The organism is Herbidospora mongoliensis (assembly GCF_001570545.1).
GTDB lineage: Bacteria > Actinomycetota > Actinomycetes > Streptosporangiales > Streptosporangiaceae > Herbidospora > Herbidospora mongoliensis.
This window is the reverse complement of record NZ_BBXD01000013.1, coordinates 163,443-186,299: the sequence shown is the minus strand read 5'-3', so window position 1 is coordinate 186,299 and position 22,857 is coordinate 163,443. Positions and strand designations below refer to the sequence as shown.

Annotated in this window: 23 protein-coding genes; 18 read left to right on the top strand and 5 right to left on the bottom strand. The window is 68.5% G+C overall.

Features of this window, described 5'->3' with window-relative positions; genetic code table 11:
* Positions 1-212 precede the first annotated feature (212 nt).
* The 7 genes from ftsH to AW272_RS17905 all read left to right on the top strand — a co-directional run bounded on the left by ftsH (position 213) and on the right by AW272_RS17905 (position 5,989).
* A complete protein-coding gene (gene ftsH, locus AW272_RS17935) occupies positions 213-2,219 on the top strand; it encodes an ATP-dependent zinc metalloprotease FtsH (RefSeq protein ID WP_066366322.1) in 2,007 nt (668 codons plus the stop codon).
* A 5-nt stretch (positions 2,220-2,224) separates the two neighbouring features.
* On the top strand, positions 2,225-2,809 hold the full coding sequence (gene folE, locus AW272_RS17930) for a GTP cyclohydrolase I FolE (RefSeq protein ID WP_066366319.1): 585 nt from the start codon (positions 2,225-2,227) through the stop codon (positions 2,807-2,809).
* Positions 2,810-2,901: 92 nt separating this feature from the next.
* Positions 2,902-3,759, top strand: coding sequence for a dihydropteroate synthase (gene folP / locus AW272_RS17925; protein ID WP_066366318.1), 858 nt, complete (start codon positions 2,902-2,904; stop codon positions 3,757-3,759).
* On the top strand, positions 3,746-4,189 hold the full coding sequence (locus tag AW272_RS17920; RefSeq protein WP_066366316.1) for a nuclear transport factor 2 family protein: 444 nt from the start codon (positions 3,746-3,748) through the stop codon (positions 4,187-4,189). The genes folP and AW272_RS17920 overlap by 14 nt, the downstream gene beginning before the upstream one ends.
* 469 nt (positions 4,190-4,658) lie before the next feature.
* Complete coding sequence (gene folB / locus AW272_RS17915) at positions 4,659-5,021, top strand: dihydroneopterin aldolase (protein WP_066366314.1); 363 nt, start codon at positions 4,659-4,661, stop codon at positions 5,019-5,021.
* Positions 5,018-5,518, top strand: coding sequence for a 2-amino-4-hydroxy-6-hydroxymethyldihydropteridine diphosphokinase (gene folK / locus AW272_RS17910; protein ID WP_066366305.1), 501 nt, complete (start codon positions 5,018-5,020; stop codon positions 5,516-5,518). Before folB ends, folK begins: the two co-directional genes overlap by 4 nt.
* Before the next feature lie 9 nt (positions 5,519-5,527).
* The gene (locus AW272_RS17905; RefSeq protein WP_066366304.1) at positions 5,528-5,989 is read left to right on the top strand and encodes a DUF3180 domain-containing protein; all 462 of its coding nucleotides are present in this window, start codon (positions 5,528-5,530) and stop codon (positions 5,987-5,989) included.
* A 142-nt stretch (positions 5,990-6,131) separates the two neighbouring features.
* Here the strand turns inward: AW272_RS17905 and AW272_RS17900 are convergent, their stop codons facing one another.
* The gene (locus tag AW272_RS17900) at positions 6,132-7,277 is read right to left on the bottom strand and encodes an NADH-quinone oxidoreductase subunit D (RefSeq protein WP_066366301.1); all 1,146 of its coding nucleotides are present in this window, start codon (positions 7,275-7,277) and stop codon (positions 6,132-6,134) included.
* Between the two features lie 26 nt (positions 7,278-7,303).
* On the opposite strand from AW272_RS17900, the gene AW272_RS17895 reads away from it, so the two are divergent.
* Entirely contained in the window at positions 7,304-8,485 is a 1,182-nt protein-coding gene (locus AW272_RS17895) for a cytochrome P450 (protein WP_218010937.1), read from the top strand.
* A gap of 141 nt (positions 8,486-8,626) precedes the next feature.
* Here the strand turns inward: AW272_RS17895 and AW272_RS17890 are convergent, their stop codons facing one another.
* Genes AW272_RS17890 through AW272_RS17880 form a run of 3 tightly spaced genes read right to left on the bottom strand, consistent with a single transcriptional unit; the run spans position 8,627 to position 11,231 of the window.
* A complete protein-coding gene (locus AW272_RS17890; RefSeq protein WP_066366295.1) occupies positions 8,627-9,799 on the bottom strand; it encodes a cation:proton antiporter in 1,173 nt (390 codons plus the stop codon).
* Between the two features lie 8 nt (positions 9,800-9,807).
* A complete protein-coding gene (locus tag AW272_RS17885; protein WP_066366293.1) occupies positions 9,808-10,290 on the bottom strand; it encodes a cation:proton antiporter regulatory subunit in 483 nt (160 codons plus the stop codon).
* Positions 10,291-10,295: 5 nt separating this feature from the next.
* The gene (locus AW272_RS17880; protein ID WP_066366290.1) at positions 10,296-11,231 is read right to left on the bottom strand and encodes an SAM-dependent methyltransferase; all 936 of its coding nucleotides are present in this window, start codon (positions 11,229-11,231) and stop codon (positions 10,296-10,298) included.
* Positions 11,232-11,337: 106 nt separating this feature from the next.
* Here AW272_RS17880 and AW272_RS17875 point away from each other — a divergent pair, with 106 nt between their 5' ends.
* The 7 genes from AW272_RS17875 to AW272_RS17845 all read left to right on the top strand — a co-directional run bounded on the left by AW272_RS17875 (position 11,338) and on the right by AW272_RS17845 (position 18,715).
* Positions 11,338-12,228, top strand: coding sequence for a Rossmann-like and DUF2520 domain-containing protein (locus AW272_RS17875; RefSeq protein WP_066366288.1), 891 nt, complete (start codon positions 11,338-11,340; stop codon positions 12,226-12,228).
* Positions 12,219-13,049, top strand: a complete 831-nt coding sequence (panC, locus tag AW272_RS17870) for a pantoate--beta-alanine ligase (protein WP_066366286.1) — start codon at positions 12,219-12,221, stop codon at positions 13,047-13,049. Before AW272_RS17875 ends, panC begins: the two co-directional genes overlap by 10 nt.
* 10 nt (positions 13,050-13,059) lie before the next feature.
* A complete protein-coding gene (gene panD / locus AW272_RS17865; RefSeq protein ID WP_066366284.1) occupies positions 13,060-13,479 on the top strand; it encodes an aspartate 1-decarboxylase in 420 nt (139 codons plus the stop codon).
* 48 nt (positions 13,480-13,527) lie between these two features.
* Entirely contained in the window at positions 13,528-16,029 is a 2,502-nt protein-coding gene (locus AW272_RS17860; RefSeq protein WP_066366283.1) for an L-aspartate oxidase, read from the top strand.
* Between the two features lie 7 nt (positions 16,030-16,036).
* Positions 16,037-16,819: a type III pantothenate kinase gene (locus AW272_RS17855; protein ID WP_066366281.1), complete on the top strand. Its 783-nt coding sequence runs from the start codon at positions 16,037-16,039 to the stop codon at positions 16,817-16,819.
* Positions 16,820-16,873: 54 nt separating this feature from the next.
* Positions 16,874-18,331, top strand: coding sequence for a bifunctional lysylphosphatidylglycerol synthetase/lysine--tRNA ligase LysX (lysX, locus tag AW272_RS17850; protein ID WP_066366836.1), 1,458 nt, complete (start codon positions 16,874-16,876; stop codon positions 18,329-18,331).
* A gap of 168 nt (positions 18,332-18,499) precedes the next feature.
* Positions 18,500-18,715, top strand: coding sequence for a LuxR C-terminal-related transcriptional regulator (locus AW272_RS17845; RefSeq protein WP_030452964.1), 216 nt, complete (start codon positions 18,500-18,502; stop codon positions 18,713-18,715).
* On the opposite strand, the gene AW272_RS17840 is transcribed toward AW272_RS17845, so the two are convergent.
* A complete protein-coding gene (locus tag AW272_RS17840) occupies positions 18,712-19,683 on the bottom strand; it encodes a C40 family peptidase (protein ID WP_245657609.1) in 972 nt (323 codons plus the stop codon). The two genes, AW272_RS17845 and AW272_RS17840, sit on opposite strands and share 4 nt — an antisense overlap.
* A 285-nt stretch (positions 19,684-19,968) precedes the next feature.
* Here AW272_RS17840 and AW272_RS17835 point away from each other — a divergent pair, with 285 nt between their 5' ends.
* The 3 genes from AW272_RS17835 (at position 19,969) to AW272_RS45610 (ending at position 22,760) form a co-directional block, all read left to right on the top strand.
* Entirely contained in the window at positions 19,969-20,478 is a 510-nt protein-coding gene (locus tag AW272_RS17835) for an amino-acid N-acetyltransferase (RefSeq protein ID WP_066366279.1), read from the top strand.
* Positions 20,479-20,593: 115 nt separating this feature from the next.
* On the top strand, positions 20,594-21,841 hold the full coding sequence (locus AW272_RS17830) for an RDD family protein (RefSeq protein WP_066366277.1): 1,248 nt from the start codon (positions 20,594-20,596) through the stop codon (positions 21,839-21,841).
* A 187-nt stretch (positions 21,842-22,028) separates the two neighbouring features.
* The gene (locus tag AW272_RS45610; RefSeq protein ID WP_083958418.1) at positions 22,029-22,760 is read left to right on the top strand and encodes an RDD family protein; all 732 of its coding nucleotides are present in this window, start codon (positions 22,029-22,031) and stop codon (positions 22,758-22,760) included.
* The last annotated feature ends 97 nt before the right edge of the window (positions 22,761-22,857 follow it).

Here is a 22,857-nt window from a genome sequence, read left to right as displayed (position 1 = left end):
CGAGGGGAACACGTCTGTCCCTGACGTACGTTGGATGAGCAATGCCCGAGCCTGCCGTGCGGTGACCCTCACCGGCGGCTCGGTGTACCTTCTGATAACCCGGGGGCGGCCCTGGGATCAGTAGAAGCGGCAAAGGGTGCCGCGACCCCCTTTACCCAAAGGGGGCCAGGCCTTGGTCAGGAAGGGACGGGCCCGCCGGGGTTCCGCATCGGATGGATCTCAAGCGATTTACACGTGGGCCACTGCTGTGGATCCTGGGCATCGTCGTGCTTCTGCTGCTCGTCACGACGTTGATGAACACTGGTGGGAACTACACCAGCGCCGACACCTCCACGGTGCTCCAGCAGATCAACAGCGGCAATGTGGTGAGCGCCAAGGTAATTGACAAGGACCAGCTCGCCCAGGTGACGCTGGCCAAGCCCATCAACGTCGGCTCCAAGTCGACCGACCGCATCCAGTCTTCCTGGGTGACCGGTCAGGGCGTCCAGTTCACCGACGCGCTGGCGAAGGCAAATCCGAAGAACGGGTGGACGGTCGAGGTTCCCAAGGAGAACTTCTTCGTCACCCTGCTGTTGAGCTTCCTGCCGATCATTCTGATCGTGCTGTTCTTCTTGTTCTTCCTGAACCAGATGCAGGGCGGCGGCTCCCGGGTGATGAACTTCGGGAAGTCGAAGGCCAAACTCATCACGAAGGACACGCCGAAGACCACCTTCGCCGACGTGGCCGGAGCCGACGAGGCGATCGAGGAACTCCAGGAGATCAAGGAGTTCTTGCAGGCGCCCGCCAAGTTCCAGGCCATCGGCGCCAAGATCCCCAAGGGCGTGCTGCTCTACGGTCCACCGGGAACCGGTAAGACCCTGCTCGCCAGGGCCGTCGCCGGTGAGGCCGGCGTGCCGTTCTACTCGATCTCCGGTTCCGACTTCGTCGAGATGTTCGTGGGTGTCGGCGCGAGCCGGGTCCGTGACCTGTTCGAACAGGCCAAGGCCAACGCCCCCGCCATCATCTTCATCGACGAGATCGACGCCGTCGGCCGTCACCGCGGCGCAGGCCTCGGCGGTGGTCACGACGAGCGCGAGCAGACCCTGAATCAGCTCCTCGTCGAGATGGACGGCTTCGACGTCAAGGGCGGCGTGATCCTCATCGCCGCGACGAACCGGCCCGACATCCTCGACCCCGCGCTGCTGCGTCCCGGCCGGTTCGACCGGCAGGTCACCGTCGACCGTCCCGACCTCGAGGGCCGCAAGGGCATCCTCAAGGTCCACGGCCGAGGCAAGCCGTTCACCGAAGACGTCGACCTCGACGTCATCGCCCGCCGGACCCCCGGCTTCACCGGTGCCGACCTGGCCAACGTCCTCAACGAGGCGGCGCTGCTGACCGCCCGCCAGGACAAGAAGCTCATCACGATGGACATCCTCGAGGAGTCGATCGACCGGGTGATGGCGGGTCCCGAGCGCAAGTCGCGGATCATGTCCGACCAGGAGAAGAAGATCATCGCGTACCACGAGGGCGGACACGCCCTGGTGGCCCACGCGCTGCCCAACTCCGACCCGGTCCACAAGATCACGATCCTGTCGCGCGGCCGCGCCCTCGGTTACACGATGACGCTGCCGATGGAAGACAAGTTCCTGGCCACCCGTTCGGAGATGAACGACCAGCTCGCGATGCTGCTGGGCGGTCGCACGGCCGAGGAGCTCGTCTTCCACGAGCCCACGACCGGCGCGTCCAACGACATCGAGAAGGCGACCACCATCGCCCGCCGCATGGTCACCGAATACGGCATGAGCGAGAAGCTCGGCGCGCGCAAGTTCGGCTCCGGCACCGGCGAGGTCTTCCTCGGCCGCGAGATGGGCCACGAGCGCGACTACTCCGAGCAGATCGCCTCGTCGATCGACGACGAGGTCCGCCGCCTCATCGAGTCGGCCCACGACCAGGCTTGGGAGATCCTCGTCGAATACCGCGAGGTGCTCGACAACCTGGTCCTGGAGCTCATGGAGAAGGAGACCCTCTCCCGCGACCAGGTCATGCGGGTCTTCAGCTCGATCGTGGTCAGGGAGAAGCGGCCGTCCTACGCCGGTTACGGCAAGCGACTGCCCTCCGACCGTCCTCCGGTGACCACGCCCAAGGAGGTCGCCGCGGCCAACGGTCACGGCACCCCCGCGATCGCCACCGGCAACGGGTCCGCTGTCGCGCAGCCCGCTCCCCAAAAGGACGAGGCGTAAGAAAAGTGGTTGGCAAGCCTCTCCAGGTCGACAACGCCCGGATCGAAGCGGCCGTACGCGAGATTCTGATCGCGATCGGCGAAGATCCGGAGCGTCAAGGCCTGGTCGAGACCCCGGCACGTGTCGCCCGGGCCTACGCGGAGCAGTTCGCGGGGCTCGGGCAGCACCCGGAAGACGTACTGACGACGGTGTTCGACGCCGACCACGACGAGATGGTCCTGGTCCGCGACATCGAGATCTACTCCACGTGCGAACACCACCTGGTCCCCTTCCACGGGGTGGCCCACATCGGCTACATCCCCAACGCGCAGGGCCAGGTGACGGGCCTGTCCAAGCTGGCCCGCCTGGCCGACGTCTACGCCCGCAGGCCCCAGGTCCAGGAGCGGCTGACCTCTCAGGTCGCCGACGCCCTGATGGACGTCCTGAAGCCCCGTGGCGCGATCGTCGTGATCGAGTGCGAGCACATGTGCATGACCATGCGCGGCGTCCGCAAACCGGGCGCCAAGACGATCACCTCGGCGGTCCGCGGCATCTTCCGCGAAGACGACAAGACCCGCGCCGAGGCGATGTCGCTGATCATCGGCCGTTAAATTCGATCGTTATCCACAGGTGGCCCCCGGGCGGCTGATCGTGATGCCCGAACGCCTAGGCTTGATCCCGATCGACCACTGAGGAGCCGTTGATGAGCGCGTTCACCGTGCCGGGGCTGCCCGACACCGGGCGCTGCCTCGTCATGGGTGTGGTCAACGTGACTCCCGACTCGTTCTCCGACGGCGGCCGGTGGTTCAACCCCGACACCGCCGTCGCCCACGGCCTCGCCCTGGTCGAACAGGGCGCCGACATCGTCGACGTGGGCGGTGAGTCGACCCGTCCGGGGGCGGCGCGGGTCTCCCTGGAAGAAGAGCTTCACCGGGTCGAGCCGGTGATCAGGGGGCTGTCCGCCGAGGGCGTCGTCGTCAGCGTCGACACGATGCGCGCCGAGGTCGCCGAGATGGCCGTGGCCGCCGGGGCGAAACTCGTCAACGACGTGAGCGGTGGTCTGGCCGATCCCGCGATGGCCCGGGTGGTGGCCGCCTCCGGCGTCGCCTACGTGCTGATGCACTGGCGCGGCCACAGCCGAGACATGGAGAACCGGGCGATCTACACCGACGTGGTCACCGAGGTGAGCGAAGAGCTGCGCAAACGCGTCGACTCGGTGCTCGCCGAAGGCGTCCGCGAGGATCAGCTGATCCTCGACCCCGGCCTGGGGTTCTCCAAACAGGCCGAGCACAACTGGGCGCTGCTGGCCGGTCTCGGCCGGCTCGGCGAGCTGGGCCGTCCCCTGATCATCGGGGCGTCCCGCAAACGCTTCCTCGGCCGTCTGCTGGCCGGGGCCAACGGCGAGCCGCGTCCGTTCGCCGACAACGACGACGCGACCCTCGCGGTCACCGCGCTCGCCGCCCGTGACGGCGCCTGGTGTGTAAGAGTCCACGACGTCCGACCCAACGCCGACGCCGTGCGGGTTGCCGCGGCGTGGAGGGCAGCTGATGAAAGAGGTTGAAGACCTCAACCAGGCCTTTTACGCCGCGATCGAAAGCGCCGACCTGGATCGGATGTCGGAGATCTGGGTGGAGGACGTGCCCGACCATCTGGTCGCGATGTGCGTCCACCCCGGGTGGCCGCTGCTTTCTGGGCGTAGCGAGGTGCTGCGGTCGTGGGCGCTCATCATGGCCAACACGCCCTACATCCAGTTTGTGCTGACCGACGTACAGACGACGGTGTTAGGGAGTGTCGCGGTGCTGACCTGCGCCGAGAACATCCTGACGGCGGCCGACGCCGAAGACACGGGCGACACGGGCTTCGCGGCCGGCCGGGTGGTGGCGACCAACACCTTCGTGAAGACGGCCGGCGGCTGGCGCCTGTGGCACCACCACGGCTCCCCGGTCCTGCAGACCGACGACGATGACGAGGAAGCAGAGGAAGCCTCGTAACCTGCGGCACCGCCGACGGCGCGGCGGGGCTTTTCCGCATCCCTGAGGCTCGGGGTTTCGAACGTGTCATGGCCCGCGTCGCCGTGAGGTCGGGCATTGGGGTCGGGCGGTGCGTGGCGGTTGGCCTGCGATGGCCTGTGGCGTCGGAGTTCGGGGCCTTGAGCGTGGTGTTGCCGGCGTCGCCGTTGGGTGTCGTCGTTGGCCCTGCGATGGCTTGTGGCGTCGGGGTTCGGGCCTTGAGCGTGGTGTTCCCGCGTCGCAGGGTGGTGCCGGGTTCAGGGCGGCGGTCGGAGCCATGGGCGGGTTCTGGGTTTTGGTAGTTGTGAGGCTGTTCGGTGGAATGGGTGTTCGGGCAGGGGGCGTTGTGGTTCTCGGAATCGGTTGCCTGTAGAAAGTGATCTCGGGCAGAGAAGCGTTGTGATTCCGGGGATTGGGCTTCTGTGGTGGACGAGATGGGCGGGGAGGTGTCGTGGGTCTCGATTCGGTGAGCTTGAAAGGGCTTCGGGCGCGGGGGCGGCATGGGTGCCTGCCCGCCGAGCGTGAGCTGGGGCAGGAGTTCGTCGTCGACGCGACGCTGTTCTTCGACGTGGGCCCGGCGGCGGCCGTCGACGATCTGACCAAGACCGTCGACTACGGGGCGCTGGCGCTTGAGCTGGTGGCCGTGGTCGAGGGGGAGCCGGTCAATCTGATCGAGACGCTGGCCGAGCGGCTGGCGGGCGTCTGTCTGCGGCATGAGCGGGTGGAGAGCGTGGAGCTGGCTGTGCACAAGCCCGCGGCGCCGATCCCGCTGCCGTTCGACGACGTGGTGGTGACGGTCAGGAGGTCGCGGTGAGGGCTGTGTTCTCGCTGGGCTCCAACCTCGGGCAGCGGATGGACTATCTGCAGAGCGGCCTCGACGCGCTCTTCGACGCGCCCGGGATGGCGTTCGTGGCGCTGTCGCCGGTCTACGAGACCGATCCGGTCGGCGGGCCTTCGCAGGGCGCCTACCTGAACGCCGTGGTGATCGCGGAGACCTCGCTCGACCCCCGGACCCTGCTCGATCGGGCCAACGGGATCGAAGACGCCTTCGGGCGGGTGCGCAAGGAGCACTGGGGGCCGCGCACACTCGACGTCGACATCATCATGGTCGATAACCTGATGTCCGATGACCCCGAGCTGATCCTGCCGCACCCTCGCGCGCACGAACGGGCCTTCGTGCTGGTGCCGTGGTCCCAGGCCGACCCCGCGGCGGTGCTGCCGGGCCGGGGCTCGGTGGCGGCGCTGCTGGCCGGTGTCGATCAGAGCGGCGTGCGCCTCCGGGCCGACCTGTCGCTGGAACCCCCGCTTTAGGAGCCTGTCGTGAAGCCCAGCAACCCCGGTGTGCTCGTCGGCGTCGTGGTCGTGTTCGCCGTGGTGACCTGGGGGTTCCTGCAGGGGGCCTATTCGGGCCTGCCGCAGGTGCCGTGGACGGCCATCCCGACGTTCGTGCTGCTGGCGATCGGTGAGGCGTACACGGGATGGATGACGCGGGCGCGGATCAACCGGAAAGAGGGCACCACGCCCCCTGAGCCGCTGGTGGTGGCGCGGCTGGCGGCGCTGGCCAAGGCCACGGCCACGGCGGCGGCGGGGCTCGCGGGGGTGTTCGCCGGGTTCTTCATCCACACCCTGGGGATGTTCGACATCCCCGGCCCCCGGCAGGACGCGCTCGTGGCGGCTGGATCGCTGGTCTCGGCCGTCCTGCTGGTGTGCGCGGCGCTCTATCTCGAATACTGCTGCCGGGTTCCCGAAGACAAGAACAAGCCGAATCAGTGGTCGGCCTGACCGTTGCCCATGGGGCGGATCCCGTTTCGTCAGTGCCCCATCGGCCGCCCCTCGGGCGAGCGGCCCCGGAGACTGACGTGTCGTCGGCCGTGTGCGGTGGCGGCGCCCGGCTTGACCTCAGGTCCCACGTACCGAAATTTCGTTATTTGTCGATGTCGCCGACGACGAAGAACATCGAGCCGAGGATGGCGACCATGTCGGCCACCAGGTGGCCGGGGAGCATTTCGCGCAGCACCTGGATGTTGTTGAAGCTGGCGCTTCTCAGTTTCAGGCGCCACGGGGTCTTTTCGCCCCGGCTGACCAGGTAGTAGCCATTGATGCCCAGCGGGCCCTCGGTCCAGGCGTAGGTGTGGCCCTCGGGGACCTTGAGGATCTTCGGCAGGCGCTGGTTGATCGGGCCCGGCGGCAGGTCGGCCAGTCTGTCGAGGCAGGCGTCGGCGAGGTCGAGGGAGACCTTGACCTGGTCCATCAGGACCTCGAAACGGGCGTGGCAGTCGCCGGCGTCGCGGGTGATCACCTTGACCGGGAGCTCGCCGTAGGCCAGGTAGGGGTCGTCGCGGCGCAGGTCCCAGTCGACGCCGGAGGCGCGGGCGATGGGGCCGCTGACGCCATATTGGCGGATCGTCTCGGGGGTCAGGACGCCGACGCCCTTGGTGCGGGCCAGGAAGATCTCGTTGCCGGAGATCAGGTTCTCGATGTCGGGCAGGCGGCGGCGCACGTCGGCGACGGCCTGCCGGGTGCGGGACATCCAGCCCTCGGGGATCTCCTCTTTCAGGCCCCCCACGCGGTTGAACATGTAGTGCATCCGGCCGCCGGAGATCTCCTCCATGACGGCCTGGATGGTCTCGCGCTCGCGGAAGGCGTAGAAGAGCGGGGTGATGGCGCCCAGTTCGAGGGGGTAGCTGCCGAGGAACATCAGATGGTTCAGGACGCGGTTCAACTCGGCGAGCAGGGTCCTGGTCCAGACGGCCCGGACGGGGACCTCCATGCCGAGCATGCGCTCGACCGCGATGACCACGCCCAGTTCGTTGGCGAAGGCCGACAGCCAGTCGTGGCGGTTGGCCAGGACGATGATCTGGCGGTAGTCGCGGACCTCGAAGAGCTTCTCGGCGCCCCGGTGCATGTAGCCGATGATCGGTTCGGCCGTGCCGATGCGTTCGCCGTCCAGGGTCAGGCGAAGGCGGAGCACGCCATGGGTCGACGGGTGTTGCGGGCCGATGTTGAGGATCATGTCCTCGGTCGCGAGTTCCTTGGCGCCCGCGCCCATGCCGACCACGATCTCGCTCATGGAGTCATCGTAATAGCATGAGAAATGTGCGGTTTGACCCTTGGAACCCGGATTTTGTCGCCCATCCCTACGGTGTCTACGCCGATTTGCGTGCCGTCGGGCCCGTTTCCTACTTCGACAAGACGGATCAATATCTGATCCCGCGCTATGAGGACGTCAACGCCCTGCTCAGGGATCGGCGCCTCGGGAGGTCCTACCTCCACCTCGAAGACCATGTCGTTTTCGGCCACGTACCGGAACCGGAATTTCAGGAGCCGTTCTGGCGGGTGGTCCGGGCCGGAATGCTGGACGTGGAGCCGCCCATCCACACGCGGCTGCGGCGGCTGGTGTCCAAGGCGTTCACGCCGCGCATGGTCGAGTCGCTGCGGCCCCGGATCAAGACGATGGCCACCGAGCTCGCCGACGCGCTGGCGGCCAAGGGCGGCGGCGACCTGATCGCCGAGGTCGCCGAGCCGCTGCCGGTGACGGTGATCGCCGAGATGCTCGGCGTGCCCGAGCAGGACCGGCCCCATCTGCGGCCGTGGTCGGCCGACATCTGCGGCATGTACGAGCTCAACCCGTCCCTCGAAGCCCAGCACACCGCCGCGCGGGCGGCCGAGGAGTTCGCGGCCTACCTGCGGGACCTCTCCCGCGTCCGGGCCGAGAACCCGGGTGACGACCTGATCAGCGCGCTGACCCAGGTCGGGCTCACCGAGGACGAGCTGATCGGCACCTGCGTGCTGCTGCTCAACGCCGGGCACGAGGCGACGGTCAACGTGACCGGCAACGGCTGGTGGTCGCTGTTCCGCAACCCCGCCGAGCTCCAGCGGCTCCGCGAGGACCGGTCGCTGCTGCCGACGGCGGTCGAGGAGATGATGCGCTGGGACACGCCGCTGCAGATGTTCGAGCGGTGGGTCCTGGAGGACATCGAGGTCGGCGGTATCGCGATCCCGCGCGGCGCCGAGGTGGCCCTGCTGTTCGGCTCCGCGAACCGCGACCCGTCGGTGTTCCCCGAGCCCGACCGCTTCGACGCCGGACGCGCCGACAATCCACACATCTCGTTCGGAGCGGGCATCCACTTCTGCCTGGGCGCGCCACTGGCCCGCATCGAGCTCATCGAGTCGTTCGGCGCGCTCCTCGACCGGGGCCTCGACCTGGTCGAGGAACCGACGTGGAAGCCCGGGTACGTGATCCGGGGCCTCACGGAGCTGCGGGTCTCCACGGCCTGAAATATCCGTTACGGCTCCGCCCGCCCTGGCACCGGCCGCCGCTTCCGGCACCCGCCGTATCCGGCGCTCCGCAGCCGCTCCTGGCTCTGTGTCCGACGACTCCCTTTATCCACAGGCTGTGGATAAAGGGAGTCGTTTCGCTCAGTGCGGGGCGGGCGTGGCCTTCGTCAGCGCCGCGACCAGGGGCGCCGTCAGTCGGGCCGCCAAGGGACCGAAAGCCGCCAGGATCAGCACGTATGCGGCTGCCAGCGGTCCCAGATCGGGGTGGGCTCCGGCGGCCACGGCCAACCCGGCGATGACGATGTTGAACTCGCCTCGGGGGATGAGGGCGATGCCGGCGCGGACCCGGCCCGCTCGGCCGATGCCCGCCCGGCGGGCGGCGTAGGCGCCGGTGAGGAGCTTGGTGATCATGCTGACGATCGCCAGGATCGCGGCCAGCCACAGCACCGGCAGGATCTTGGACGGGTCGGTCTGCAGGCCGAAGAAGACGAAGAAGACCGCCGCGAAGAGGTCTCTGATCGGCATCAGCAGCGCGCGTGCGTCGTGGGCCAGTTCACCCGACAACGCGATGCCCACCAGGAAGGCGCCGACCGCCGCGGACACCTGGAGCTGCTGGGCGAGGCCGGCCACCAGCATGGCCAGGCCGATGACCTTGAGCAGCAGCACCTCGGAGTTGGGGCTGGAGACGAACTTCTCGATCCACTTGCCGAACTTCAACGCGATCACCAGGACCACGGTGACCGTCGCCAGCGCGATCGCCACGGTGATCGCGCCGCTCAGCAGGGAGACCCCGGCCAGCAGCGCCGTCAGGATCGGCAGATAGAGCGCCATCGTCAGGTCTTCGAAGACCAGCAGCGACAGCACGACCGGTGTCTCGCGGTTACCGATCCAGCCCAGGTCGGACAGGACCTTCGCGGTGATGCCGGACGAGGTCGCATAGGTCACGCCGGCCATCGCGACCGCCGCCACCGGACCCCAGCCCAGCAACAGCGCGGCGATCGCACCGGGAGCCGCGTTCAGGACCAGGTCGACCAGACCGCTGGGCGCGTTGCTCTTGAGGCTGGTCATGAGCTCGTCGGCGTTGTATTCCAGGCCCAATGTGAGCAGCAGGAGGATCACGCCGAGTTCGGCGCCGGTGGCGATGAACTCTTCGCTGGTCGCGAGGGGAAGGATGCCGCCGGTCCCGAAGGCCAGGCCGGCTACCAGATAGAGGGGAATCGGCGAGATGCCGACGCGGAGGGCGAGAGCGCCGAGGATTCCGAGCGCGAGGACGACCCCGCCGAGCTCGAGGAACAATATTGCGGTGTGGTGCACCCGGCGACCTACCCGTCAGCCAGGATGTCGGCCACGGCCCCGGTGTTCTCGGCGTCGCCGACCACCACGACCACGTCTCCGACCCGGAATTCGAAATCAGGGGTCGGGCTGGCGTGCACCTGTCCACCGCGCACCACGGCCACCACGGAGGCGCCGGTGCGGGTGCGGATGCGGGCGTCCCCGAGCGTGCGGCCCTCGTAGGGCGAGCTGGGGGTCACCGGGATCTGCACGCTGACCAGGCCTTCGACCTCGCGGTGGAGAGCGTTGAGGCGCTGGACGATGCGGGGGGCGCCGAGGAGCTCGACGAGGGCGTCGGCCTCCTCGTCGGTGAGCTGGACGCTCTCACATGCCCGATCAGGATCGTCGCGGTCGTAGATGATCAGATCGCGTCTGCCGGAACGGTGGGACACGATGCCGATGCGACGGCCCGTATGGGTCGTGAACTCGTGTTTGAGGCCGATTCCTGGCAAGGCGGTCTGTTCGATCTCCACGCCCTTTACCGTACCTGTTGCAACCAGCCGAAACCTCCCAGCCCCCCGGGGTCGATGAGCTCGGCTTCGGCCGACGCGCGGGCCAGGGCGCGCAGGTAGCCGCGTGGGTCCGAGGAGGCCAGTCCGAGAGGCGGGCGGGCGCCCGTGACGCCCAGGTCGCGCAGGGCCTCGCGCTGGGTGGTGAGCAGGCCTTCGCCCCGGGCGCAGGCGTCGAGGGCGACGTGGGCGGTGATGTCGCGGGTTCCGTCGGGGACGGGGGCCACCGCGTGGCCGTTCCGGTAGCCGGTCAGGGTGCCGAGCTCCGGGCGGTCCGCCGCGGTGTGGGCGTAGTCGATGGCGACACAGGTGCCCCGCGTGAGCCGTACAAGCAACTGAGACCACGCCTCGTCGCGCGGACGGCCGATTTCGGCGCGCGACCCGGTGCGGGGGAGCGGCCACCAGGCGGCGAGCCAGGCGAGGTCGGCGGGATCGGTGAGCGGGGGTCCCAGCGTCTCCGCGCCGGTCTCCGGGTCGACCAGGACCAGGCGGGGGCCGTCGTCGGCCTGCTCGACCACGTCGAGCGGCACGTTGTCGAGCCACTCGTTGGCCACGATCAGGCCGGTGATCTCCTCGGGAGGTTCCTCGGCCCACTCGATCGCCGAGGGCAGCCCGTCGGGCCGGGGCGCCAGGTCGACCGCGACCACCCGGAGTCTGGTCCCCCCGAACGCCGCCAGCACCCCCGCCGCCAGCAGCCCGTCACCCGCGCCCATGTCGACGAAATCGAGTCGCGGGGGGTGGCCCAGGGCGACGTCGACCCGGGCCAGCAGGCGGGCGATTGCCTCGGCGAAAAGTGGGGAGGCATGCACGGACGTGCGGAAATGCGCAGAAGGGCGCTCTTCGCGGTAGAACCCGCCATCTTCGTAGAGCGCCCGGCGGGTCGCCTCCCGCCACGAAACCCACATCCGCCCGACCTTACCGGTGTCCGGATGTGGACACCCTTGATCAAGGACGAGCCCCTAACGGTTCCCAGTCCGTGACCGCCGTTACTCTGGCGGTCGGGAGGACGGCATGGACACAAGCGATCGCCCCGCGCGACTCACCGTTGGGGTGCTCGGAGCCGGACGGGTGGGTTCCGTTCTCGGTGCCGCTTTGGCCCAGGCGGGACACCATGTGGTGGCTGCCAGCGGCGTTTCCGACGCGTCCCAGCGGCGCGCCAACGACCTGCTGGGCATCGATCTGAGCAGACCCGACGAGGTCATGCGCAGGGCCGAACTGATCCTGCTGACGGTGCCCGACGACGTGCTGCCCGGTCTGGTGTCCGGGCTCGCCGCCACCGGCGCCGACCTGCGGGGCAAGCTGCTGGTGCACGCCAGCGGCGCCTACGGACTGGGGGTGCTGCAGCCCGCGACCGACCTGGGCGCGCTGCCGCTGGCGCTCCACCCGGTGATGACCTTCACCGGACGCGGCGACGACTTCGGGCGGCTCAACGGCGCGACCTTCGGAGTGACGGCGTCCGATCAGTTGCGGCCGGTGGCCGAGGCGCTGGTGATCGAGATGGGCGGTGAGCCGGTCTGGATCAACGACCGCGACCGGCCGCTCTACCACGCGGCCGTCGCGGGGGCGGCCAACCACATGGTCACCCTCATCGCCGAGTCGCAGGACCTGCTGTCACGCATCGGCGTCGAGCACCCCGGCCGGATGCTGGGGCCGCTGCTGGGGGCCGCGCTCGACAACGTGCTGCGGCTGGGCATCAACGGGCTGACCGGGCCGGTCGTCCGGGGAGACGCGGAGACGGTGCGCAAACACGTCGACGCCCTGATCCTGGCGGCGCCGGAGGCGGCCGACGCGTACATCGCGCTGGCCCGGCTGACCGCCGACAGGGCGCTGGCGGCAGGCCTGTTGAAGCCGGAGGCGGCCGAACGGCTCCTCGACGCGCTGGGAGGCAACATATGGACCTGACGGTCGCCGGGAACCGCGCCGAGCTCGCGGGCGCCAGGAGGCCCGGCTCCTACGCGCTGGTGCCCACGATGGGCGCGCTGCACGAGGGTCACCGGTCGCTGATCCGGCTGGCCCACGAGCAGGCCGACCACGTGATCGTCAGCATCTTCGTCAACCCGCTCCAGTTCGGGCCGAACGAGGACTTCGGCCGCTATCCCCGGACGTTCGACAGCGATTTGGAGGTGTGCGGCGAAGAGGGCGTGAGCGTCGTGTTCGCGCCCGCCGTGGAAGACATGTACCTGCCCGACCGGCAGGTCTCGGTGTCGGCCGGGGCGATGGGCACGGTCGCCGAGGGCGCGTTCCGGCCGGGGCACTTCGACGGGGTGCTTACGGTGGTGCTGAAGCTGTTCAACCTGACCCGGCCCGACGTGGCCGTGTTCGGCCAGAAGGACGCCCAGCAGCTCGCCCTGATCCGCCGGATGACCGCCGACCTCGACGTCCCCGTGAAGATCGTGGCGGGTCAGACCGTGCGGGAGCCCGACGGCCTGGCCCTGTCGAGCCGCAACCGCTACCTGTCGGCAGACGACCGGGTGACCGCGCTCTACCTGTCGAAGGCACTCAACGCCGCTGCCAGGAACCCCCACAAGGCCAAGGAATCGGCGAAGGCGGTGCTCGAAGAGGCCGCCCGGCTCAAGCCCCCGCTGCTGCTCGACTACCTGACATTGGCCGATCCCGCCACGTTCGACGAGGTCCCCCCAGGTCACCGGGGGGAGGCGGTCCTCGCGGTGGCGGCCAAGGTCGGGACGACCCGGCTGATCGACAACGTTGTACTCATCGTCTGAGAGGACCCCGATGCTCAGGACCATGCTCACCAGCAAGATCCACCGGGCCACCGTGACCCAGGCCGACCTCCACTACGTGGGTTCGCTGACGGTCGACGAAGACCTGCTGGACGCGGCCGGCCTGCTGCCGGGTGAGCAGGTCCACGTGGTCGACATCGACAACGGGGCGCGGCTTGTGACGTACACCATTCCGGGCCCCCGGGGCTCGGGGATCATCGGCATCAACGGGGCCGCCGCCCGCCTGGTCTCGCCGGGGGATCTGGTGATCGTCATCGCGTACGGCCAGCTCACCGACGCCGAGGCGCGCACCTTCCGGCCGAAGGTCGTCCACGTCGACCGCGACAACCGGATCGTCGATCTCGGGTCGGATCCGGCCGCGGCCCTGCTTTCGGACCTCGAAAGGGGCGACGAAGTAGCCACCCGGGGATGAGCCCCGTCGTCGCGGGCGTTATCGTCATATTGACGAAAGGGGCTCGCGATGACCGACACCACCCTCCCCCGCAGACTGACCGCGCCACCTCCCGGCTGGACGACGTCCGCCGACGTGGTCGTGGTCGGCTCCGGGATCGCGGGTCTGACCCTGGCGTTGCGCTACACCGAGCTCACCACCGCCGGCCGTGTGCTGGTCGTCACCAAAGACGTGCTGTCGGCCGGGTCGACCCAGTGGGCCCAGGGCGGCATCGCCGCCGTGCTGGCCCCTGGCGACACCCCTGACGAGCACCTGAGCGACACCCTGCTGGCCGGCGCCGGGCTCTGCGACGAGGAGGCCGTGCGGGTCCTGGTCACCGAGGGCCCCGACGCGCTCAAGCGCCTGATGGAGCACGGCGCCCGCTTCGACCGCGACGCGCGCGGCGAACTGCAGCTGACCCGCGAGGGCGGCCACCGGCGTAACCGGATCGTGCACGCGGGCGGCGACGCCACCGGGGCCGAGGTCCAGCGGGCCCTGATCGAGGCGGCCACCCACGAGCCGCGCATCGAGATCATCGAGCACGCCCTCGTCCTCGACCTGCTCACCGACGCCCAGGGCCGGGCCTGCGGTATCACCCTCCACGTGATGGGCGAGGGCGCCCGTGACGGCGTGGGAGCGGTTCGCGCCGCGGCGGTGGTCCTGGCCAGCGGCGGCATGGGCCAGGTGTACGCCTCCACGACCAACCCCCTGGTCTCCACCGGCGACGGGGTGGCGCTGGCGCTGCGCGCCGGTGCGGTGGTCCGCGACCTGGAGTTCGTGCAGTTCCACCCGACGGTCCTGTGGCTCGGAGAGGGCTCGACCGGGCAGCAGCCCCTGGTCTCCGAGGCGGTCAGGGGCGAGGGCGCCTTCCTGATCGACGCCAAGGGTGAACGGTTCATGGCCGGCGTCCACGAACTCAAGGACCTGGCCCCCCGCGACGTCGTGGCCAAGGCGATCATGCGGCGGATGGCCGAGACCGGCGACGACCACGTCTACCTCGACGCGCGGGCCTTCGGCGAGGAGAAGTGGCAGGCCCGGTTCCCCACGATCCTCGCGGTCTGCCGGGAGCACGGCATCGACCCGGTGACCGAGCCGATCCCGGTCGCCCCGGCCGCCCACTACGCCAGCGGCGGAGTGCGGACCGACCTGTTCGGGCGGACCAGCGTGCCGGGCCTCTACGCCTGCGGCGAGACCGCCTGCACCGGCGTGCACGGGGCCAACCGCCTGGCGTCCAACTCCCTGCTCGAAGGTCTCGTGTACGCCGAACGCATCGCCTCCGACCTGATCACCCCTCGCGCGGTTCCGGGGGAGGCCGTCCCCGCGGAACCGAGCGAACTCGTCGACCCCCGCACCCGTCCCCGCGTCCAGGCGTTCATGAGCCGGGGCGCCGGGGTACTGCGCAGCAGGGAGAGCCTGGCCGGGGTCGCCAAGGCGCTGAACGACGCCACATGGACCCCTGTCACGGTCGAGCCCTGCCTGGAGGCGTGGGAGGCGACCAACCTGCACACCGTCGCCTCGGCCCTGACACGGGCCGCGGCGGTCCGGCAGGAGACCCGGGGCTCCCACTGGCGGGAGGACTTCCCCGACCGCCGCGACGACACGTGGCTCGGCCACCTCGACATCACGCTCACCGAGAAGGGCGAACTCGTCATGGAGCACGCACCGCACGTCAGCGCCGACGCCGACCTGCTGGCCGCCGGGCTCGACCCGGCGGAGATCCACACACTGATCGAGACCGCGTTCCGCGAAGACCTGTCGACCGGGGAAGACGTCACTTCGGCCGCCACGATCCCGGCCGGCCAGAAGGCCGTCGGCGACATCGTGGCCCGCCGCTCCGGCGTGGTCGCCGGGTTGGCCGTGGCCGCCGCCGCGTTCCGCTACGCCGGTCTGGAGGTCGAACACCGCGCCAAGGACGGCGACCGGGTCTCCTACGGCGACGTCCTGATGACCATCAAGGGCGAGACCAGGGAACTCCTCACCGTGGAGCGCACCGCGCTCAACCTGCTCACCCACCTGTCGGGTATCGCCACCGCGACCGCCCAGTGGGTCAAGGCCATCGAGGGCACCGGCGCCCGCGTCCGGGACACCAGGAAGACCCACCCGGGCCTGCGCGCGCTGGAGAAGTACGCCGTCCGCTGCGGCGGCGGCGTCAACCACCGCATCGGCCTCTACGACGCCGCCCTGATCAAGGACAACCACGTCGTGGCCGCCGGCGGGGTCACGGAGGCGTTCCGGGCGGTCCGCAAGGCCTACCCGGAGATCCTGATCGAGGTCGAGGTCGACCGCATCGACCAGATCGAGCCGGTGCTGGCCGAGGGAGCCGAGGAGATCCTGCTCGACAACTTCACGGTGCCGCAGCTCAAGGAGGCCGTGGAGCTGGTCGCCGGGCGCGCTCGCCTCGAGTCGAGCGGCGGGCTCACCCTCGCCGGCGCACGGGCCGTGGCCGAGACCGGAGTCGACTACCTGGCCGTCGGGGCACTGACCCATTCGTCCCCCGCGCTCGATATTGCCCTAGATCTTCGTGGTGCATAATCGGGGCATGCTCCTCACCATCGATGTCAGCAACACCCACACGGTGCTTGGTTTGTTCGAGGGTGAAGAGGTCATTGAGCACTGGCGCATCGCCACCGACGCCCGCCGGACCGCCGACGAACTCGCGGTGGTCCTGCAGGGCCTGCTGGCCCAGTCGGCCATCCTGAAGAACACCGACATCTCGGGCATCTCCATCTGCTCGACGGTGCCCTCCGTGCTGAACGAGATGCGGGAGATGTCGCGCCGCTACTACGGCGACGTGACCTCGGTGGTGGTCGAGCCGGGTGTCCGCACCGGCGTCCCGGTCAGGATGGACAACCCCAAAGAGGTCGGCAGCGACCGCATCGTCAACGCGCTGGCCGCGATCAGCCTGTTCGGCGGTCCCTGCGTGGTCGTCGACTTCGGCACCGCGACCTCCTTCGACGCCGTCTCCGCGCGGGGTGAGTACATCGGCGCCGTCACCGCTCCGGGCCTGGAGATCTCCGTCGACGCGCTGGCCGAGGCGGGCGCCCAGCTCCACAAGGTCGAGCTGATCCGGCCTCGGTCGGTGATCGCCAAGAACACCGTCGAGGCCCTGCAGTCGGGCATCATCTACGGCTTCGCCGGCCTGGTCGACGGCATCGTCGACCGGATGACCGCCGAGCTGGCCGCCGACCCCGACGAGGTGACCGTCGTGGCGACCGGACCCGGGGCGCCGCTGGTGGTCAGCGAGGCGCGGACGATCGACGTACACGAACCCTGGCTGACTCTTATCGGGCTCCGGCTGGTCTACGCCCGAAACACCGCTTAAACGCCGCTAATCTGTAGTGCCGTGAGCGAAGAGCTGAGCGAGCTTCCGGAGCAGATGCGCGTCCGCCGTGAAAAGCTGGACCGTCTGATCTCCGAAGGCGTCGACCCCTATCCGGTGAACTACCCGCGGACCGCGACCAACGCGGAAGTCCGTGAGAAATACACCGACCTCGAGGCGGGCGCCGCGACCGGCGACACCGTCGGCGTGACCGGCCGCGTCATGCTCTCCCGAATCGGCGGCAAACTCTGCTTCGCGACCATCCGCGACGGCTCCGGCGACCTCCAGATCATGCTGTCGCTCGACCGGCTCGGCGAAGACGCGCTGGCGGCCTGGAAGCGCGACGTCGACCTCGGCGACCACGTCGGCATCACCGGCGAGGTCATCACCTCCCGGCGCGGCGAGCTGTCGATCATGGCCGACTCGTGGGCGATCACCGCGAAGTGCCTGCGCCCGCTGCCCGAGAAGCACGCCGGGCTCAGCGACCCCGAGGCCCGCGTGCGGCTGCGCTACGTCGACCTGATCGTCAACGACGAGGCCCGCAAGATGGCCCACATCCGCAGCGCCACCGTGCGGGCGGTCCGTGACTTCTGGCACGAAGAGGGCTACCTCGAGGTCGAGACCCCGATGCTGCAGCCGATCCACGGCGGCGCGGCGGCCCGGCCGTTCAAGACCCACATCAACGCCTACGACATGGAGCTCTACCTTCGCATCGCGATCGAGCTCTACCTCAAGCGGCTGGTCGTCGGCGGCATCGAGAAGGTCTTCGAGATCAACCGCAACTTCCGCAACGAGGGCGCCGACTCCACCCACAACCCCGAGTTCACCATGCTCGAGGCCTACGGCACCTACCTCGACTACCACGACATGGCCGACCTGACCCAGCGCATGTACCAGAAGGCCGTCGTGGCCGCGCTCGACACCACGGTCGTCCGCCACGGCGACCAGGAGATCGACCTGGGCCTGGCCGAGTGGCCGAGGATCACCCTGTACGGCTCGGTCTCGCAGGCCCTCGGTGAGGAGATCACCACCGAGACCCCGCTGGAGGCGCTGCGCAAGCTGGCCGACCAGCGCGAGATCCACTGGGACCCGAAATGGGGCCAGGGCAAGCTCGTGCAGGAGGTCTTCGAGGCGCTCGTCGAGCACACGCTCATCCAGCCCACGTTCGTCATGGACTACCCGCTGGAGACCTCGCCGCTGACCCGTCAGCACCGCGACAATCCGCTGCTGACCGAGAAGTGGGACCTGATCGGCTTCGGCACCGAGCTCGGCACCGCCTATTCGGAGCTGGTCGACCCGATCGAGCAGCGCCGCCGCCTCACCGAGCAGTCGATCCTGGCCGCCGGCGGCGACGCCGAGGCGATGCAGCTCGACGAGGACTTCCTGCAGGCGCTGGAATACGCGATGCCCCCCACCGGGGGCATGGGTGCGGGCATCGATCGCATGATCATGGCCTTCACAGGAAAAAACATTCGCGAAACAATTCTGTTTCCGCTGGTCCGGCCGACCCAATGATTTTCGCTTAGCAGCAGGTGAGGCCCCCACAGAACGTGGGGGCCTTACGTTACGGCGCGTTCACATAGGGTCAGACACGTCAATACCCCTGCTTGACGACCTTTCTCCCCGCCGTTTACCTTCCCTGAGGGGTGGCGAGAATCATTCGTCGTGGGAGAGGGGCTCACGATGTCAGTTTCCGAGACCGAGCGCGTCGGCCTGACCGACGATGAGTTGCTGCTGCTGGCCGAACTGGCCAAGGGCGTGACCGTCGACCGCGTCGGGCGGAGCCTTGATGTCAGCGGCCGGACGGTTCGCCGTCGGCTGCGTGGCATCTGCGACCGCATCGGCGTCGCCACCGCCATCGAGGCCGTCGCATGGGCGGCCCGACGGCGTTTGATTTAGTCGGCGATCCGAACGGCTCCGGCGAACGGCCTGTTGCCGATCGCCGCGACCCGCACGACGTCACCCGTGCGGGGAGCGTGCACCATGTAGCCCCCTCCGATGTAGAGGCCCACGTGGTGCAGGTCGCTGTAGAAGAACACCAGGTCGCCCGGTCGCATGTCCTCGCGTGACACGTGCGTGCCCGACGTCCACTGGCTGCCGGTGTAGTGGGGGATGCTGATGCCGACCGTGGCGTAGGCCGCCATGATCAGGCCGGAGCAGTCGAAGGAGTTGGGTCCTTCGGCGCCCCACACATAGGGCTTGAGCTGCTGGGAGAGCGCCCATCTGACCGCCTCGGCCGCCTTGCCGTCGCCGACGACCGGCATGCTGAGCCGCTTCGCCACCGAGACCTGGCCGGCGACCTTCGCGTAGAGCTGGCTCTCGGTCTTCTTGATCAGGCCGCGGATCTCGCCCTCGCGCTTGTCGAGACTCTTGATGAGCTTGCTCACCTCGTCCTGGCGGGCCTTGGCGCTGGCCCGCGCCCGCTCGGCGGCCTCGCGGGCCTTGGTGAGCTGGACGACCTCCTCGCCGCTCTGCAACTGCAGCGCGTACGTGGTCGAGGCGATGTCCATGTAGGCGTCGGGGTCGGCCGCGTTCATCAACGCGATCCCGCTGGCGCCACCCGTCATGTAGGCGTTCGTGGCGAACACCATCGCGCGCTTGCGGCGGGTCTCGAGGTCGGACTCGCTCGTGTCGAGCGTCTTCTTGGCCGTGGCGGCCGAGCGCTTGGACTCCTCGAGCCGGATCTTCTCACCGTTGTACTGCTCGGTGAGCGACTCGATCTCCTCGTGCAGCTTCTCGACCTCGGAGGTGAGCTCTTTTAACGTGGGCTCGGGGTCGGCGGTGGCGGAGATCACCGGGGCGCCGATGCTGATGAGAGCCAGCGCCGAGCCCACGAACACGACCCTGCGGACGGTTCGACGAATCAACCATGCTCCTTCCAGAGGGCCTGCCGGGTCAGCTGACGGGCTCGGTCTTGCGCGGATTCACCCCATCGGCTCCCCGCCTCAGGCGGAGGACTCGGCCGCCTGGACAGTAGTGCACGTCATGTTCGTGCTCAACCGGAACTGCGATTTCTGTCTAAGTTCGACAACCGAACAATAACGGACAGATCACGCATGAGCCCACTGTAACCCAGGTGACCACTGAGGTTTCGGTCGTCACGTGTGATCTGGTGCTTCGTCGATTTGTGCGGGGCCGTTAAGGTGCTCGCCATGGTCAAGGTCCGCCGGGCTCGTACCCCCGACGTCCGGGCGATCCGCCGGTTCGTCGACTCCTACTCCGGGTCGGGTCCCCGGTTGCTGAAGAAGAGCACCGTCACCCTCTATGAAGACGTCCAGGAGTTCTGGGTGGCCGAGGTCGAGGGCGCGGTCGTGGGGTGCGGGGCGCTGCACGTGCTGTGGGAGGACCTGGCCGAGATCCGGACCGTCGCGGTCGACCCGGCCGCCCGGGGGATGGGCGTCGGCCACGAGATCGTCGCGGCCCTCATCGCCACCGCGCGCGAACTCGGCGTGCGCCGCGTTTTCTGCCTCACCTTCGAGGTCGCGTTCTTCGAACGCCACGGTTTCCGCGAGATCAACGGCACCCCCGTCTCTCCCGAGGTGTACGCCGAACTGCTCGCCTCCTATGACGAAGGTGTCGCGGAATTCCTCGATCTTGAGCATGTGAAGCCCAACACTTTGGGCAATACACGCATGATCCTGCACTTGGAACCGCGCGCTTGACTGCGGTCGTAACGAGCCGGGGAGGTGACTGTAGATCCGGCTATCGATACTTTTGGCTAAGTCAAGCGTGCGTGTCTCACGTGTACCGCATGCGTACTCGAAGTGAGGTGACACGGTGAGCGCCCAGCCGCCATACCGTCCGGACGACCGTGACGGGCCCCAAGGCCAGGACAAACCCGCGCAGGACTACGACCCCGACATGACGATCGTGAGCCGCAACCCCGCCGCGGGCACCGGCCAGCAGCCCGTCTACGGCCAGCAGCAGGGCTACGACCCTTACGCGGCCCAGCAGCCCCAGCAGGGTTACGGCCAGCAGCCCCAGCAGCCGCAGCAGGGCCACCCCCAGCAGCCGTACGGCCAGCAGCAAGGCCAGCAGGGCTACGGCCAGCAGCCCGGTTACGGCCAGCAGCCCCAGCAGTCGCAGCCGCAGCCGGGCTACGGTCAGCAGCAGCCCGGCTACGGCCAGCAGCAGACGGGCCCGCAGGGGGGCTACGGCCAGCAGCCTCAGCAGGGCTACGGGCAGCAGCAGGGCTACGGTCAGCAACCCCAGCAGGGCTACGGTCAGCAGCAGCCCGGCTACCCCGGCCAGCAGCAGACGGGCCCGCAGGGCTACGGTCAGCAGCCGCAGCAGGGGTACGGGCAGCAGCAGGGCTACGGTCAGCAGCCCGGTTACGGGCAGCAGCAGCCCCAGCAGGGCTACGGCCAGCAGCAGCCCCCCGGCTACCAGCAGCAGCCCGGCTACCCCGGCCAGCCCCAGGGCACCTACGGCCAGCAGCAGTACGCCGCCCCCGCCTACAACCCCGGCTACCCGGCCCACGCCCTTCCCCCGGGCGTGCCGGCTCCGCTCGCGGAGTGGTGGCAGCGGCTCGTGGCCCGAATCGTCGACTCGCTCATCATCGGCGTCGTGTTCTTCATCCTGTCGTTCGCCATCACCGCGCTGGTGGTCACCCAGCCGTCGATCGACTTCGACAATCTGACCGCCACCGAGGGCAGCGGGTTCGTCCTCGCCACCATCCTCATCACGCTGGTGAGCGCCACGGCCTGGTTCGCGTACGAGTTCTTCATGCTGAAGTCGCGCGGGCAGACCCTCGGAAAGATCGTCATGGGAATCCGCGTCATTCCGGTGGGCGGCAACCTCGCGACCCCCGGACTTTCCGTCGAGACCGCAGGAAAGCGCGCGGGAGTCCTGTATGGCCCGCAGTTCATCCGCGCGTTGGCACTTGTTCCCGTGGTGGGCACGATCGTCAGCCTCGTCGCGGGTGTGTTCATGCTCATCAACGTTCTGTGGCTGCTGTGGGACAAGCCTCTTCAGCAGGCGCTGCACGACAAGGTGGCCAATACGATCGTCGTCAAGGTCAAGTAGTGACATAGAGCATCCGGAAAACAGCTCCCGGGGCCGATGGATCGCACCATCGGCCCCGTTTCATGTACACAGCGTGTTCGGGTCGTTCTATCCGAAATAACTCCCTAAAGCGGTAAGCGCTAGGTGCTAGCGTGCCTTGGGACCATGAACACACATGTCCCCACTTAGAAGTGACGAGAGGTAACCAATGCACCCGGAACCGCCCCCCGGCCAGAACCCATATGGTTCCGTCCCGCCGCCGCAGCAAGGTGGTTACCCGCCGCCTCAGGGTTACCCGCCGCAGGGCGGTTACCCGCCCCCGCAGCAGCCCCCGCAGGGTGGTTACCCGCCCCAGGGCGGTTATGGAGCTCCTCAGGGTTATGGTGCCGCTCCTGCTTATGGCACGCCGCAGGGTGCACCTCTTCCCCCTGGTGTTCCGGCTCCTCTTGCCGAGTGGTGGCAGCGTTTGGTCGCCCGTATCATCGACGGGCTAATCCTCGGCCTCGTGGTCACCCTGCTTATCGGCAGCCTGATCTCCAACGCGTTCTCGACGACCGTGACCCAGACCGCCTTCGGTGTCGAGGTCCAGGTCCCGTCGGTTTCGTTCCTCGGCCTTCTGATCCAGGCCGTGATCAGCTTCGTGCTCTACGCCGCGTACGAGTTCTTCCAGATCTCGCGCGACGGCCAGACAATCGGCAAGAAGGTTATGAAGATCCGGGTCGTTAAGCTGGGCCACCCGGCTCAGGGCGGCATCGACCCGGAGACGGCGATCAAGCGCATTGGCGTCATGTTCGGCCCCCAGCTCCTTTCGTTCATCCCGGTGCTCGGCTGGGTCGCCAACGTCTTCCTGCTGGTCGACGGCCTGTGGCCCCTGTGGGACAAGCCGCTGCAGCAGGCGATTCACGACAAGGTCGCCGGAACTGTGGTGGTCAAGGTCTGAGGCCTCCAGAAGCGTTCCAAACAGAGGGGCGGTCGCTCGGCGACCGCCCCTCTCCCTTTTCCTCGGTACGATTGATATGCATCGGGTAAGGCGTCTG

What these genes read in the sequence shown, in the direction of transcription:
- AW272_RS45610 (WP_083958418.1), top strand. Translation starts at nt 22,029, where the DNA reads ATGCACCCGGAACCGCCCCCCGGCCAGAACCCATATGGTTCCGTCCCG.
- AW272_RS17875 (WP_066366288.1), top strand. Translation starts at nt 11,338, where the DNA reads ATGGACACAAGCGATCGCCCCGCGCGACTCACCGTTGGGGTGCTCGGA.
- AW272_RS17900 (WP_066366301.1), bottom strand. Translation starts at nt 7,277, where the DNA reads ATGAGCGAGATCGTGGTCGGCATGGGCGCGGGCGCCAAGGAACTCGCG.
- panD (WP_066366284.1), top strand. Translation starts at nt 13,060, where the DNA reads ATGCTCAGGACCATGCTCACCAGCAAGATCCACCGGGCCACCGTGACC.
- ftsH (WP_066366322.1), top strand. Translation starts at nt 213, where the DNA reads ATGGATCTCAAGCGATTTACACGTGGGCCACTGCTGTGGATCCTGGGC.
- folP (WP_066366318.1), top strand. Translation starts at nt 2,902, where the DNA reads ATGAGCGCGTTCACCGTGCCGGGGCTGCCCGACACCGGGCGCTGCCTC.
- AW272_RS17845 (WP_030452964.1), top strand. Translation starts at nt 18,500, where the DNA reads ATGTCAGTTTCCGAGACCGAGCGCGTCGGCCTGACCGACGATGAGTTG.
- panC (WP_066366286.1), top strand. Translation starts at nt 12,219, where the DNA reads ATGGACCTGACGGTCGCCGGGAACCGCGCCGAGCTCGCGGGCGCCAGG.
- AW272_RS17860 (WP_066366283.1), top strand. Translation starts at nt 13,528, where the DNA reads ATGACCGACACCACCCTCCCCCGCAGACTGACCGCGCCACCTCCCGGC.
- AW272_RS17835 (WP_066366279.1), top strand. Translation starts at nt 19,969, where the DNA reads ATGGTCAAGGTCCGCCGGGCTCGTACCCCCGACGTCCGGGCGATCCGC.
- AW272_RS17880 (WP_066366290.1), bottom strand. Translation starts at nt 11,231, where the DNA reads ATGTGGGTTTCGTGGCGGGAGGCGACCCGCCGGGCGCTCTACGAAGAT.
- AW272_RS17855 (WP_066366281.1), top strand. Translation starts at nt 16,037, where the DNA reads ATGCTCCTCACCATCGATGTCAGCAACACCCACACGGTGCTTGGTTTG.
- AW272_RS17920 (WP_066366316.1), top strand. Translation starts at nt 3,746, where the DNA reads ATGAAAGAGGTTGAAGACCTCAACCAGGCCTTTTACGCCGCGATCGAA.
- lysX (WP_066366836.1), top strand. Translation starts at nt 16,874, where the DNA reads ATGCGCGTCCGCCGTGAAAAGCTGGACCGTCTGATCTCCGAAGGCGTC.